Origin of the sequence: Tenacibaculum mesophilum (assembly GCF_003867075.1) — a bacterium.
Lineage (GTDB): Bacteria > Bacteroidota > Bacteroidia > Flavobacteriales > Flavobacteriaceae > Polaribacter > Polaribacter mesophilus.
The window spans coordinates 2446466-2460310 of sequence record NZ_CP032544.1; the positions used below are offsets into that span (position 1 = coordinate 2446466).

At 32.0% G+C, this 13845-nt stretch carries 12 protein-coding genes; 4 read left to right on the forward strand and 8 right to left on the reverse strand.

Annotation, left to right across the window (positions count from 1 at the left end; genetic code table 11):
• Positions 1–81 precede the first annotated feature (81 nt).
• From D6200_RS11035 to D6200_RS11055, 5 genes are all read right to left on the reverse strand, one after another.
• Entirely contained in the window at positions 82–636 is a 555-nt protein-coding gene (locus D6200_RS11035) for a pyridoxamine 5'-phosphate oxidase family protein (protein ID WP_073182331.1), read from the reverse strand.
• Between the two features lie 11 nt (positions 637–647).
• On the reverse strand, positions 648–2132 hold the full coding sequence (gene glpK, locus D6200_RS11040) for a glycerol kinase GlpK (protein ID WP_073182330.1): 1485 nt from the start codon (positions 2130–2132) through the stop codon (positions 648–650).
• 711 nt (positions 2133–2843) lie between these two features.
• Positions 2844–3521, reverse strand: a complete 678-nt coding sequence (locus D6200_RS11045) for a response regulator (protein ID WP_073182329.1) — start codon at positions 3519–3521, stop codon at positions 2844–2846.
• Complete coding sequence (locus tag D6200_RS11050) at positions 3490–5418, reverse strand: tetratricopeptide repeat-containing sensor histidine kinase (RefSeq protein WP_125064416.1); 1929 nt, start codon at positions 5416–5418, stop codon at positions 3490–3492. The genes D6200_RS11045 and D6200_RS11050 overlap by 32 nt, the downstream gene beginning before the upstream one ends.
• Before the next feature lie 365 nt (positions 5419–5783).
• Complete coding sequence (locus D6200_RS11055; protein WP_073182327.1) at positions 5784–6314, reverse strand: RNA methyltransferase; 531 nt, start codon at positions 6312–6314, stop codon at positions 5784–5786.
• A 104-nt stretch (positions 6315–6418) separates the two neighbouring features.
• Between D6200_RS11055 and mutS the strand changes: the two genes are divergently transcribed.
• Complete coding sequence (gene mutS, locus D6200_RS11060) at positions 6419–9028, forward strand: DNA mismatch repair protein MutS (protein ID WP_073182326.1); 2610 nt, start codon at positions 6419–6421, stop codon at positions 9026–9028.
• A gap of 8 nt (positions 9029–9036) precedes the next feature.
• Here mutS and folE read toward each other — a convergent pair whose 3' ends face one another.
• Both folE and D6200_RS11070 read right to left on the reverse strand, forming a co-directional pair.
• Complete coding sequence (gene folE / locus D6200_RS11065) at positions 9037–9696, reverse strand: GTP cyclohydrolase I FolE (RefSeq protein WP_073182325.1); 660 nt, start codon at positions 9694–9696, stop codon at positions 9037–9039.
• Between the two features lie 12 nt (positions 9697–9708).
• On the reverse strand, positions 9709–10110 hold the full coding sequence (locus tag D6200_RS11070; protein WP_073182324.1) for a MerC domain-containing protein: 402 nt from the start codon (positions 10108–10110) through the stop codon (positions 9709–9711).
• 79 nt (positions 10111–10189) lie between these two features.
• Here D6200_RS11070 and D6200_RS11075 point away from each other — a divergent pair, with 79 nt between their 5' ends.
• The 3 genes from D6200_RS11075 to D6200_RS11085 all read left to right on the forward strand — a co-directional run bounded on the left by D6200_RS11075 (position 10190) and on the right by D6200_RS11085 (position 12765).
• The gene (locus tag D6200_RS11075) at positions 10190–10567 is read left to right on the forward strand and encodes a Fur family transcriptional regulator (protein WP_073182323.1); all 378 of its coding nucleotides are present in this window, start codon (positions 10190–10192) and stop codon (positions 10565–10567) included.
• 71 nt (positions 10568–10638) lie between these two features.
• Entirely contained in the window at positions 10639–11973 is a 1335-nt protein-coding gene (locus D6200_RS11080; RefSeq protein ID WP_073182322.1) for an MATE family efflux transporter, read from the forward strand.
• 24 nt (positions 11974–11997) lie between these two features.
• Positions 11998–12765 (forward strand): enoyl-CoA hydratase/isomerase family protein, encoded by a 768-nt coding sequence (locus D6200_RS11085; protein ID WP_073182321.1) that lies wholly within the window; start codon positions 11998–12000, stop codon positions 12763–12765.
• A 73-nt stretch (positions 12766–12838) separates the two neighbouring features.
• On the opposite strand, the gene D6200_RS11090 is transcribed toward D6200_RS11085, so the two are convergent.
• Positions 12839–13708 (reverse strand): sterol desaturase family protein, encoded by an 870-nt coding sequence (locus tag D6200_RS11090; protein ID WP_047788005.1) that lies wholly within the window; start codon positions 13706–13708, stop codon positions 12839–12841.
• Positions 13709–13845: the final 137 nt, after the last annotated feature.

Genomic DNA, 13845 nt, shown 5'->3' on the forward strand with positions numbered 1-13845 from the left:
TCTCAAAAGTACAAGCATAGTTTAAGTAAAAACATGATTTTTATCAGGATTTTGAAAAAAGAAGATATTTTTTTAAATAATTTAAGAAGATGTTTCTTCTTTTAATAAAGAATCAAAGCCATCGATACTAGTTTGGTTTCTGTCATTCCAATATTGTTTAATTCCTTCTTCACCTTTTTCAATAGCCCAATCATTTAATTGATTTCGTTCTCCTTGGTATTCATAAAAAGGAATAGACATTCCACAAGAGGTTTGTACACTTTCAACAGACACAATAAATATTTGACGAGTACCTGGAAAATTAGGAAACAACTTGACATAATTCTCCCATTTATTATAAGTTGGAAGAATTTCTTCTGCCCTTCCGTATAGTCTTAGTATGTTTGGAGCTCCTTCAAAAGCACAAAACATAATTGTTATTCGGTTATCAGCTAACAAATGTGCAGAGGTTTCGTTACCGCTTCCTGTAACACTTAACCAAGCTACTGTATTTTCGTTAAGTATCCTAAAGGTATCCATTCCTTTAGGAGAAAGATTAATTCGTCCTTCTTTTGCTGCTGTAGCAACAAAAAAGAGCTTTTGTGCTTCAATAAACTGTTGAATTCTAGTTGTTATTTTATCGTAAAACTTTGCCATGATTTTTATTTTTAATCAATCCAATCTTTAGTACGTTCAACAGCTTTTTGCCAAGTACGGTATAATTTTTCTCTTTTTTGTTTAGAGAAAGAAGGAGTAAATGTTTTATCTATTTTTCTTTTGTTAACAATATCGTTTTGTTGCCAAAAACCAACACAGAAACCGGCCAAATAAGCAGCTCCCATTACGGTGGTCTCAATTTCTTCAGGACGCTCTACAGCTACATTTAAGATATCTGCCTGAAATTGCATCAGTAAATTATTAGCACATGCTCCGCCATCTACTTTTAAAGAAGAGAGTTGAAGCATGCTATCTTTTTGCATAACATCTAAAATATCTTTGGTTTGATAAGCTAATGATTGTAATGTGGCTTTAATTAAGTGATTTTTTCCTGTATCACGAGTCAAACCAAAAACAGCACCTCTAGCGTACATATCCCAATACGGAGCGCCCAAGCCAGCAAAAGCAGGAACTACGTAAACAGGGTTTTCTTCGGTAACTTCTTCAGCAAAAAGTTCACTTTCCTCTGCATTATTGATAATTTGTAGTCCATCTCGTAACCATTGAATTGCTGAACCAGCAACAAAAACACTTCCTTCAAGAGCGTAATACACTTTGTTGTTAATTCCCCAAGCAATTGTAGAAATTAAACCGTTTTCAGAGTATTCTAAGTTTTCACCTGTGTTCATTAACATAAAACACCCTGTTCCGTAGGTGTTTTTTGCTTCTCCTTTTTTAAAACATGCTTGTCCAAATAAAGCAGATTGCTGATCTCCTGCTATTCCAGCAATTGGAATTTGAACTCCCTCTAATTCGTAGTTTCCAAAATGAAAAGATGAGGGTTTTACTTCAGGTAACATTGAAATTGGAATATTTAGTTCTTTTATTAAAGTTTCATCCCAACACAAGTTTTTTATGTCGTATAGCATGGTACGTGAGGCATTACTATAGTCTGTTGCATGAACTTTTTTATTGGTTAAGTTCCATAAAAGCCAAGAATCAATAGTTCCAAATAACAAATTTCCTTTTTCAGCTTCTTTTTGAGCTCCCTTTACATGATTTAAGATCCAATGAATTTTAGTTGCAGAAAAATAACTGTCAATTACCAGTCCAGTAGTTTTACGCACATAGTTTTCGAGTCCAGTTTCTTTGAGTAACTCACAAGTATCAGCTGTTCTTTTATCTTGCCAAACAATAGCATTGTATATTGGTTTACCTGTGTTTTTATTCCAAACTACAGTTGTTTCACGCTGATTAGTAATACCTATTCCTGCTATTTGTGAAGGTGATATTTGAGCCTGCTCAATAGCTTGTTGTAAGGTTTTTAACTGAGTTTGTAAAATTTCATTAGCATCATGTTCTACCCAACCAGGTTGTGGAAATATTTGTTGAAACTCTTGTTGAGTTTTTGCTATAATCTTTTCCTCTTTATTAAGAATTACGGTACGACAACTAGTTGTTCCTTGGTCTAGAGCAATAATATATTTTTGAGTCATTTAGGCATAAAATGATTGAACGCCTAATTTACAATTTTAGTAATGGTAATAAAAAAAACCTTCTAGAATTTCTAGAAGGTTTACACGTTTAAGTTTGGTTAATTAACTTTTAGTGTCTTAGAGCATATCCAGCACCTTTACCGAATTCGGCTAGAACTGAAAGTAAAGTGTTAAAACCTCTGCTCATTTTACGTAATAGTAGTTTCCCCATTTTTAAAATGATTTAATTAATTCCCCTTTAATTAATTGTCATTAAATAATGAACATGTCAAATATATGCTGATAATCAGGGGTATAAAAAGGGATTTCCGAAGTTAAAAGTGCAATTTTCCGAAATAGCATAAAAAAAACCTTCTAGAATTTCTAGAAGGTTCATTATTCCCCTTAAATGTCTTTTTCCAATTAATCTTGAAAAGAAGATGCCACAAATGTAAAGAGAGATTAAAGGTTAAAAAAGGGTATTTCCGCAAAAAAACGTGTGGTTTTCCGCAAGAGAAAAAATAAGTCAATTTTACAATAGCATATTTTAGGGCGAGATAGGTAGCATAAAAAAGCCTTTAAATATTTAAAGGCTTTTTTTACATTCTCTCTCTTTTCAAGATTCTTCCCAACAATGGTTTGAATTCCATTGCGAAATTACTGTTTAGTTGTAATTTGTAAAATGGGATAACCGCAAAAATAAATGTGTATTTCCGCAAAAAGAGGTTAAGCTTAATCTATAATTCCTAATTCTTTTGCTTTTAATACCAGGTCTGTATTATTATTGGCTTGTAAGTCTGTTCTTAGTTTAGATAGTTTGCTTTCTATGGATCTGACTTTTATTAATGATCCATCGTCCTTTTTAATTAAGCCTTCTAAGTTAGAAATTTTAGAATGTTTAGGTAGCTCTTTTAAAATTTGGATGGCAATATCATCCATTTGTATTTCAACTAAAGCCCTTTTTAAGAGTTTTTGGTGAATTTCATGCGTATAGTATATTTCACCTTTTAACATTTTTTGAATAGCAAAGGTTAGTTCATCTGTGCTACACTTTCCCTTTAAAATATAGGCAGAAGGGCTTAAATTATGTATAACATTAAAAATTCTGTTTGTTTCAGAGTGTCCTGTAATTACACCTACTTTAATAGGAATTGCTTCTTTAAGTATAGATTTTATAAAAGCTTCTCCTCCATCTAAAATAACATTTTTGTTTTGGTTGTCAAAACTCAAGTCGGTAAAAACGATATGAAATGGATTTTCGCTTAAACTTGATTTTATTTTAGAAAAAGCTTCATCGCATGAATTAGCTGTTTCAATTTCTAAGTTATCTATATCTTTTAGATATGAAAGAATTCCTTCCAAAATCAATTGATGATCATCAACTAAAAGTATTTTTGTTTGTCCAGCCATTTAAGGGTATTTGAATACTGGTTTGGGTTCCTTTACCTACTTCACTATTAATAGTTAATTTACCATTTAACTCTTCAATGCGTTCTTGTAGGTTTTGTAAACCAATTCCTTTTTTATTAACGGTGGTATTAAAGCCAATACCATTATCAATAATACCCAAATGTACGTATTTTTTACGTACAGAAAAATTGATAGTTATTTTACTCGCTTTTGCGTGTTTTTTACAGTTCTGTATACTTTCGCGAATACTTAAGTAAAGTAAACGTTTAATAGAATTATTAATTGTCGTCCAATCGTAGTTTTGCAATCCATTCACTTTTATTTTAAAATCAGGTTCAAAATAATCACTCACTAAATTGATAATTTGATTTTTAAAGGAAACTTTATCAAAACTAACACTACTTAGTTGATGTGATAAATTACGCACATTTTCTTTTACTGCATCTAATTTTTGAGCTTCCTCTAATAAGTTAGATTTCTCTAATTTACGATGTAGTAAACGTAAATCACCAGCAACTTCATCATGTAAAGATTTAGCTATTTGTTTACGTTCATGTTCTCTTGCCTGAATTCTTTCTAACTGGGCTTGATAGAGTAGTTTTCTTTTTCTGTTAAAATAAAACAGTACTCCTACTCCAAATAACAATAAACTAAGAACGAACAATAACCAACCTATAGTTTTTTGTTGTTTGTGTTGAAGTATTTCTGCCTGTTTTTTCTCGTTTTCAGTTTTTAAAACAGAGTTTTCTTTTTCTTTTTTATCCGTTTCATATCTAATTTTAGCAAATTGATTTTTTAACCTGCGTTCATTTTGGAATAGACTATCATTTAAGGTAATATACTCTTCTAAATATTGTTTTGATTGTTCTCCGCTAGTTAAATCTGAAAGGTTTTTTAAAGCTTCTAACCATTTTTTATTGTTGTGGGTTTGTTCGGCATATTTTAAAGCTTCGCTAGAATGGTGTTGAGCTTTTTTTAGTTGATTAAGATTTTTGTAATAATCTGCCAAGTTTATATGTGTTGTGCTTAATTCTGCAAAATCATTTTCTTCTTTCCTTATGCTGAGAACTTCATTATATTGTTTTAGCACATTTTCTTTTTTACCCAATAAAAAATTACTAGCAGCTAAATTTTCTAATAACAAAGCATATTGTATTGGATACTTTTCTTTAATACTATCTTTTGATAATCCTTTTTTAAAAAGAGAAATAGCTTTTTTATACTGTCCTTTACTTTGATAAAAAAAACCTAAATTATTAATAATGTATAAATAACCAGTGTTTTTTTTGTTTATTTTATTATAAGTTAATGCTTTGTTGTAGTATGATAAAGCTTCGTTTTGTTGTTTCAATTCTTCCGAAACAATTCCTAAATTATTATAAACACTTTCCAAATAAATAACAGAATTGATAGGTTCTAAGTATTGTAAAGCTTCAATTAAACTTATTTCACTACCTAAAAAATCTTTAGCTTCTTTTTGTAAAATAGCTAAACTTAATAAACGCCTTCCGACAGCTAAAGAATCATTGATTTTTTTAGAGATATCTTTTGAAAGATGATAATAGTAAAAAGCACTATCGTTAGTATAAGTAAGTTTATTTTGTAGGGCTTTAAAGTGAAAGTATTTGGCAAGTAGAATAGAGTCATTAGTTCTTTTGTATAAAGAATCAACCTGTAAGGTGACTGTATTTAATAATGCAAGGTTTTTATCAAAAAATGCCTGCCTTCCTGATTCTATTAATGTATCTCTTTTAGAAAAATAATCCTTATTTTCCTGAGAAAATACAAAGGAAGAACAAAATAGAATAATGTAAAGGAAGTTTTTCATAGAGTAGTTATAAAATAAAACCATTACTTTTCCAAAAGTAATGGTTTTTAAACTTATGTTGTGTGCCAAATGTAATTTTTTGGCTCTAATCACCTCCGTCACTTCCTGTTGCTCCACCAGTATCACTACCTCCTTCAGTAATTTCAGTATCTCCACCAGGGCTTAAACTCATTGCTGTTTCTTTTAAGTACTTGTTTTCCATATTAAATAGGGTTTTTAATTACAAAATAACTCTTGGGGGATGGGGTAATCAAGTGCCTAATATAGTAGGTTTTTAGGATAAATTCAAAAATTTAACACTCTACTTTAAAAGAATGATATTGTCATTACGAATCTTTCGACTGTCGCTAAAGACAGGCTAAAGTGAAGCAATCTTTGAATTATGAACTCTAAATAAGTAAATTACTTAGTTATTATTGTTGCTAATAATGATGTTACTTTTTCATTTTAGTAAACAAATCCCATAAAACCACACCACAACTCACAGAAATATTTAATGAGTGTTTGGTTCCTAATTGCGGAATTTCAATACAAACATCAGAAGCAGAAACAACCTTTTGTTGTACACCTTTTACTTCATTTCCAAACACTACTGCGTATTTTTGGTCAATTTCAGGAGTAAAAGTATCTAACATTGTACTATTTTCTGCTTGTTCTATAGATAAGATCTTTACGTTTTCTGCTTGTAATTTTTCAACCAAGTCTATAGTATTTTCAACATATTCCCAATCTACAGATTCAGTGGCACCTAAAGCAGTTTTATGAATTTCTTTGTTAGGGGGCGTAGCAGTGATACCACACAAGTAAATTTTTTCAATCAAAAAAGCATCCGAAGTTCTAAAAACAGAACCTACGTTATTCAAACTACGAATATTATCCAATACTACAATGATGGGAGTTTTGTTAGTTTGCTTAAACTCTTCAACTGTTTTCCTGCCTAGTTCGCTGTTTTTTAATTTTCTCATAAAGTGGTTTTCAGGTTCAAAAGTTTAAAGTTGTGGATAACTTGAAACAAAAGAAACTCTAAACTTTTCTATCTTCGCAAAACTAACCCAAAAAATCTAGAAACTTGGCAAAAACAAAGGCAAAAAAGGTAACTCCATTAATGCAGCAGTATAACGGAATCAAGGCAAAATATCCGGATGCGATGTTATTATTTAGAGTAGGCGATTTTTATGAAACCTTTGGAGAAGATGCTGTAAAAGCGTCAGAAGTTTTAGGTATTATTTTAACCAAAAGAGGAAGTGGCAGCGAAAGTGAAACAGCATTGGCAGGGTTTCCGCACCATTCTTTAAACACGTATTTGCCTAAATTAGTAAAATCTGGATTGCGTGTTGCTATTTGTGATCAGTTAGAAGATCCAAAAATGACTAAGAAGATTGTGAAACGGGGAGTGACGGAATTGGTAACTCCTGGAGTTGCGTTGAACGATGAGGTATTACAATCGAAGTCGAATAACTTTTTAGCAGCCGTTCATTTTGGGAAAAAGCTATTAGGAGTTTCGTTTTTAGATGTGTCAACTGGAGAATTCCTCATTGCACAAGGAAATGAAGAGTACATCGATAAGCTTTTACAAAACTTTGCGCCAAGTGAAGTTTTGGTAGAAAAAAAATACAAGCAACGATTTTTAGAAGCTTTTACCAATCGTTTTCATGCTTTTTATTTGGATGATTGGGTGTTTCAAAAAGAATATGGTGATGAATTACTTCGAAATCATTTTAAGGTAAAAACGTTAAAAGGATTTGGAGTTGAAGAGTTAGAATATGGAATTGTGGCTGGAGGTGTAGCAATGTACTATTTATCGGAAACACAACACAACAAAATAGAGCACATACAATCTATTAGCAGAATTGCGGAAGATAATTATGTGTGGATGGATCGCTTTACCGTAAAAAACTTAGAGTTATACGGAGGTAATTCTGTGAATTCGGTTTCGTTATTAGATGTAATCGATAAAACGATTTCTCCAATGGGAGGGAGATTGTTAAAACGTTGGTTAGCGCTTCCGTTAAAAGATTTAGACCAAATTCAGCAGCGACACGAATTAGTGAAATTTTTAATTGATAACGATACTTTTTCTGAAACTGTAACCTACCAATTAAAACAAATTTCTGATATCGAACGATTGATATCGAAAGTTGCGACAGGAAAAGTATCTCCAAGAGAGGTCATCTTGTTGAAAAATTCGTTAAAAGCGATTCTTCCTATAAAAGAATCCGCAGAAAGCAGCGAAAACGCTGCCGTTAGGTTATTAGGAGAAAAAATTAATACTTGTGATGAATTAATTGATAAAATTACCGAGACTGTTTTAGAAGAAGCCCCTGTAAATATAAATAAAGGAAATGCGATTGCAAACGGAGTTTCAGAAGAGTTAGATGAATTGCGTAACATTTCAAACTCTGGAAAAGAGTATTTAGATACGATGCTAGCTCGTGAAACAGAACGTACAGGGATTCCGAGTTTAAAAATTGCGTTTAATAATGTTTTTGGATACTATATTGAAGTTAGAAATACGCATAAAGATAAAGTTCCTGAAGAGTGGATTCGTAAGCAAACTCTAGTGAATGCAGAGCGTTACATTACTGAAGAATTAAAAGAATACGAAGCAAAAATTTTAGGAGCAGAAGAGAAAATTCAGCAATTAGAAACGGAGATTTTTGCCAAGTTAGTACAGTACATTATAGGCTTTGTACAACCAGTACAACAAAATGCACAAAATGTAGCTAAGATTGATGTGTTGCAATCTTTCGCAACCTTAGCTACCGAGAATAATTATGTGCGCCCTTTAATGGACGATAGTACCGATATTGAAATCAAAAATGGTCGCCACCCGGTTATTGAAAAACAATTACCAATAGGCGAAGAATACATAGCGAACGATGTGGTGCTGAACCGTAATCAGCAACAAATTATCATGATCACAGGTCCTAACATGTCTGGTAAATCAGCAATTTTACGTCAAACAGCTTTGATTGTATTATTGGCACAAATGGGAAGTTACGTTCCTGCTCAAAATGCTCGAATAGGTATGGTGGATAAGATTTTTACAAGAGTAGGTGCGAGTGATAATATTTCGATGGGAGAGTCGACATTCATGGTTGAAATGAATGAAACCGCATCGATCTTAAATAACATTTCTGATCGTAGTTTGGTGTTGTTAGATGAAATTGGACGTGGAACATCTACCTATGACGGAATTTCTATTGCTTGGGCAATTTCGGAATACTTACACGAACACCCATCGAAAGCAAAAACACTATTTGCAACGCATTATCACGAGTTAAACGAAATGACTTCCACGTTTGAACGTATTAAGAACTTTAATGTATCGGTAAAAGAGCTAGATAATAGTATTATTTTCTTACGTAAGTTAGTAGCTGGAGGAAGTAATCATAGTTTTGGAATTCACGTGGCGAAATTAGCAGGAATGCCAAGTATGGTAATTCATAGAGCAAACAAAATTCTAAAAGAGTTAGAAAACTCACATTCACACAAGGAGGTAAAAGAAACCTTGAAAGAAGCACAGCATGAAGATATGCAAATGAGCTTTTTTCAGTTAGATGATCCGTTGTTAGAAGATATTCGAGAAGAAATTTTAACTACAAACATCGATACACTAACACCTATTGAAGCTTTAATGAAGCTGAATGAAATAAAACGAATGTTAACGAAGAAGTAATAGGTTAATTATTCTCTATTTTCAAACTCACAAATTTTAAAAAACTCATTACGAACAGCTAAATCATTAAAACTTCCTCCGTACTCAATAGTTGTTGTGTAACTATTCTTGTCTTTAATTCCGCGAGAAGAAACACATAGGTGCTTTGCATTCACCAGTACAATTACATCTTCCGTTTCCAAAGTTTCTTGTAAATCTGTTAAGATTTGTAAACATAATCGCTCTTGTACCTGTGGTCTGTGTGAATAATAATCTACTAAACGATTAATTTTCGAAAGCTCGATAACCCTATTTTTTGGAATATAACCAATATGTGCATAGCCACTAATAGGAAGAAAATGGTGTTCACATGAAGAATCGATAGTAATGTTTTGTTCCACTAACATTTTACTATAACCGTATTTATTATCAAAAGTAGAAACTTTGGGTTTATTAGCTGGGTTCAATCCATAAAACAACTCTTTAACATACATTTTAGCAAAACGATAAGGTGTCCCAGACAAACTATCATCTGTTAAATCCAAACCAAGCTCCTCCATTATTTTTGCAAAATGACCTTGAATATTTACAATCTTTTCTTCGTCTGATTTATCAAAAGCGTTTGGTGTTAAAGGTGTTTTAATATTTGTTAAAATGTGATTATCACCTATGTAATCATGCTTGTTCATTACTTAAACTATTTAATTATTAGCGCAACAAGTGTTGTTTGCACATTGACAATACTTTCTATTATATATATGTAGAAACACTAAACCTAATGATGGTACATAAATACTTTTTTCAGGTAATTTCATGGCTTGTGTATATTCGTTTAAAATGATTATAAACAAAATCAAAAACGTAATCCAAAGAGCATACTGCATCCATTTTTTTGAAGTAGTTTGAACGGATTTTTGAATAGCAAAAAATGAAATGACTAGAAATAAAACGTCTATACTTTTCCACCAAAAAGGAACTGCTTCATGACTACAACAAGCAGCATGAGATTGTATAACAAACAGAAAAGGTGTAAATAGGCAATGTACCAAACATAGACCGCTCGACAAAGCTCCTAATGTATCTGATTTTTGTTTGAGTACCATTGATTTTCTTAAATTAGTATTTTGAAAAGCAAAAGTACGTTATTTTTTTAATTGCAACAATGTTGCATTAATTAGTTTTATGGGAGTTATTAGGAAAACAAAAGCAGTAAAAAAATTATTAAGCTTATTTGAGTCTGGAGTCTCAGCAATTGCTGCTGTTGATTTAGTAAGTAAATTAAATGACGAAATGAATAAAACTACGGTTTATAGAGTTTTGGATCGTCTGGAAAACGATGGCGTTATACATTCTTTTATGGGGAAAGAAGGTGTAAAATGGTATGCTAAATGTGCTAGTTGTTCTTCGCATCATCATAATGATATACATCCTCATTTTCAATGTACTGACTGCAAAAAAGTAACATGTTTATCAGTTGATATTTCAATTCCTCAGGTTGAAAATCATATCATAGAGAGTGCTACTGTTTTTTTAACAGGTAAATGTGAGATTTGCTCTTAAATAACATTAATAAAACAATACACTGCAATTTCATTTTCCAACTTCAATAATAGTTATTTTTGTTAACTATTATGCAACACAACATTAGTTTTAAACACATAAATAAATTAGCAATGCCTGCATTAATTGCAGGTGTTGCTGAACCGTTACTTTCTACCACAGATTTAGCCATCGTAGGTAACATTGAGCACAATGCTACCGAAAGTATTGCTGCGATTGGTATTGTAGGGGCTTTTTTATCCATGTTAATTTGGGTATTTGGGCAAACACGTAGCGGAATTTCTTCTATCGTTTCTCAATATTTAGGAGCTGATAAACTTGACGAAATAAAAAACCTACCAGCACAAGCTATTGTTATTGTGTTAGGGGTAAGTGCGCTTATTTTAGGAATTAGTTACCCTTTTGCAAAAGAAATTTTTGAGTTGTATAATGCTTCAGGAACCATTTTAGACTATTCTGTTTCGTATTACAAAATTCGTGTTTTCGGATTCCCGTTTACGCTTTTTACGATTGCTGTTTTTGGTACGTTTAGAGGGTTGCAAAACACGTATTATCCGATGGTAATAGCACTCATAGGTACGTTTATTAATATAGGGTTGGATGTTGTATTGGTATATGGAATAGAAGGCTTGATTCCTGCAATGCATATTCAAGGTGCAGCCTATGCAAGTGTTGTAGCACAAGCTACTATGGCAATAATTTCGGCGGTATTATTGTTAAAGAAGACAGATATTCCATTAAGGTTCAGCCTGCCTCTTAATGCTGAAATACCAAAGTTTATAAACATGGTTTTAAATTTATTTGTGCGAACTATAGCGTTAAATGTTGCTTTATATTTTGGTACTTCCTATGCTACTGATTATGGCGACGCTTATATCGCAGCTTATACGATTGGTTTCAATTTATGGCTTATGGGCGCTTTTATGATTGACGGCTACTCTTCTGCAGGAAATATATTATCAGGAAAATTATTAGGAGCAAAAGCATATAAAACCTTAGTCATGTTAGGAAATCGATTAATTACATACGGATTCCTTTTCGGACTCTTACTCACAGTTGTAGGTTTTGTTTTATATCAATTTATAGGAAAAATATTCACGAAAGAACCTGAGGTTTTAAAACAATTTTACAATACTTTTTGGATTATTTTACTCATGCAACCTGTATGTTCTATCGCTTTTATTTATGACGGAATGTTTAAAGGTATGGGAGAAATGAAGTACTTACGAAACGTTTTATTATTAGCAACAGGATTCGTATTTGTCCCAACCTTATTATTTTTTGATTCACTAGATTATAAACTGTATGCTATTTGGATTGCTTTTTTCCTGTGGATGATTGCTAGAGGAACTCCATTAATTATAAAGTTTAGAAGAAAGTTTTTACCACTTGCTCAAAAAACGTAATTTTGAGCAAACAACAATAAACAAATGACTACAACTAGAGAAAACGGAAGTTTATATACACATATTGAAAATAAGATTGCTACGATTGAATTTGGGCATCCAGCAAGTAACTCCTTTCCAAGTGTGTTATTAGAACGTTTAGCAAATGAATTTGATAAGCTTTCAATTAATAATGAAGTTTCAGTAATTGTACTAAAATCAGAAGGAGAACGAGCTTTTTGTGCTGGAGCTTCTTTTGATGAATTGGTAGCAATTGATAATTTAGAAGATGGGAAAGCTTTTTTCTCAGGGTTTGCCAATGTAATTAATGCGATGCGTCGTTGTTCGAAGCTAGTTGTTGGTAGAGTACAAGGAAAAACTGTGGGCGGTGGAGTTGGATTAGCAGCTGCTTGTGATTATGTATTAGCTACAGAGCACGCTTCTATTAAACTTTCTGAGTTTACGATAGGTATTGGTCCGTTTGTAATTGCACCTGCCGTAGAACGCAAAATAAGCGTAAGCGGATTGGCAGAGTTAACCTTAGATGCAACGAGCTGGAAAAATGCGTATTGGGCGAAAGAAAAAGGGTTGTATGCGCGTGTTTTTGAAACACAAAGTGAATTAGATAAAGAGGTTGAAATATTATCAGAAAAATTAGCTTCGTATAACCCAGAAGCATTGGTTGAAATGAAAAGAGCGTTGTGGATTGGAACCGAGCACTGGGAAGAACTGTTAATAGAACGTGCAGAGACTTCTGGAAAGCTTGTTTTATCTGAGTTTACCAAAAAAGCCTTAGAAAAATTTAAGAAGTAAAAAAGTACGGTATTAGGTATAAACTTTAAACTAACTAATACCGTTCCAAATATATAGTAAGCTTAAGCTGAACTTATTTACTTTTAAAATAATCAGGCTTCCAAATTAGGTTTCCAAAAATTATTTTTAGCTTATGTTTTAGTGTTTTGCACCTTTTTACTTCTTTGTAAATATTAATATATTCTATAAAATTAATTTTAATAGGGTTGTTAGTTTTTATATTCTTTGTAAGCCCATAAACTACTTTTTCTTGTTCTCTTTGAAATGTTCCAAAAAGTTTATCCCATATAATAAAAACACCTCCGTAATTTTTATCTAAATATTTTCGGTTAGATCCATGATGTACTCTATGATTGGATGGTGTGTTGAATATTTCATCTAACCACCCTAACTTACCAATTCGCTCCGTATGAATCCATGTTTGAAATTGTGCGACTAATATTAATCCTACAATAGCCTGAAATGGTGAAAAACCTATTAGTACCATCGGTATTAAAAAAGCCCATTCAAACAATCCTTCTACAATACTTAATCGCATAGAAATAGTTAAGTTATAATCTTCTGAAGAATGGTGAACACTATGGCTAGCCCATAATATTCGATGTTCATGCTCTAAACGATGCATCCAATAATACGTTACATCTGCTATAATAAAAGCCAGGATCCATGTATATACATTACTAGGAATCGTTATTGGTGTTATCCAATGAAAAGGCATTAAACAAATTACACCAATCGATCCTATAATTGTTTTTTCTATAAGTTGATTCATAAAAAAAATAGATATATTGGCTAAGGTATCTTTCCATTTTCTCTTTTTTCTAAACAGCACATCAATAATTATTTCCAATACTATTAAACTTGTATTAAATAAAAAAAAGTAACCGATATACAACATGATTGTAGACTCTTCAAAAAGTGATATTAATTTAGCAAAACTCATTTCGTAACTTTTTTTAATTATGTATTTAGGAATAGGACAAGAAAACCAAAATAGAATTGTTTCCTTGAGAAAAGCCAATTATACAATCCCAGAAGAAGGTAAGAATCTATGTGCCAATACTTTTGTAATTTGTAACT